A 1,126-nucleotide genomic window follows, 5' to 3' on the forward strand; every position below is an offset into this window, starting at 1 on the left:
CGAGGGGGGGCCTGTGGCTGGGGGAGCGCTGCGAGGGTCGCTGTGACGGCGGTCACGTGCCGCGCCCCGCACCCGTCGGTCCGTGGGCGGCGGCCGGGAGCACCGCCGACAGGCCCCGACCCGCGAAACCCGCCGCCCCCAACTCCGCGCGCGGCCCGGCCGGCAGCCCGGCGCACCGGCTTTGGCCGCATCCCCCCGCCGACGTTAAGGTGTGGCGCCGTACTCGGCGGATCGCTCTCCTGAGGGAGGTGGGAATGGGGGGCTCATGGCTGCGGACCATGTGGGGCTGGTCGTCGCGGCGCAGGCCGGGGACGAGCGGGCGCGTGAGGAACTCGTCGCCGCCTACCTGCCGTTGCTCTACAACATCGTCGGCCGGGCGCTGAGCGGGCATGCCGATGTCGACGACGTCGTCCAGGAAACCCTGCTGCGGGTGGTGCGCGATCTGCCCGCGCTGCGTGCCCCGGAGAGCTTCCGGTCCTGGCTGGTGTCGATCACGATCCGCCAGATCAGTACCCACCGGGAGCGGCAGCGCGCCGTCACAGGCCGGACCGCGGTTCTCGACGAGGCCGACGGGATACCGGATCCCGGCGCCGTGCCCGAGGACATGACCATCCTGCGGCTGCACATGTCGGACGAGCGCCGTCAGGTCGTCGAAGCCGGCCGCTGGCTCGACCCGGACCATCGCGTGCTGCTGTCGCTGTGGCTGCAGGAGGGCGCCGGTCTGCTGAGCCGCGACGACATCGCCGCCGCGACGGGGCTCACGGTCGCCCACGTCGGAGTACGGCTGCAACGCATGCGCGAGCAGCTGGAGCTGAGCCGGACCATCGTCACCGCGCTGGCCGCCGACCCGCGCTGTCCGCGGCTGGACGAGACCGTCGTGGGCTGGGACGGCGGGCGTACGTCGGTGTGGCGCAAGCGGATCGCGCGGCACACCCGCGCCTGCCCGGTCTGCGCGGCGACGACCACCACACGCGTCCCGCCCGAGCTGCTGCTCCTCAGCTTCGCGCCGCTCGCGGTCCCGGCCGGGCTCGTCGCCGTGCTGGCCGCCAAGGGGCTGTTGTCGGGTACGGCCGCGGGCGCCGCCGGACTGGCCGCCGCCCCCGTCGCCGCCGGGACGGCCGGGGCC

1 protein-coding gene is annotated in these 1,126 nt (G+C 75.1%); it reads left to right on the forward strand.

The features are described from left to right. Nucleotides 1–265: 265 nt before the first annotated feature. A partial coding sequence (locus ACJA3G_RS37385) for an RNA polymerase sigma factor (RefSeq protein ID WP_406557457.1) occupies nucleotides 266–1,126 on the forward strand: 861 nt, incomplete at its 3' end.

It is taken from the genome of Streptomyces sp. YS-3 (assembly GCF_045257485.1).
Lineage (GTDB): Bacteria > Actinomycetota > Actinomycetes > Streptomycetales > Streptomycetaceae > Streptomyces.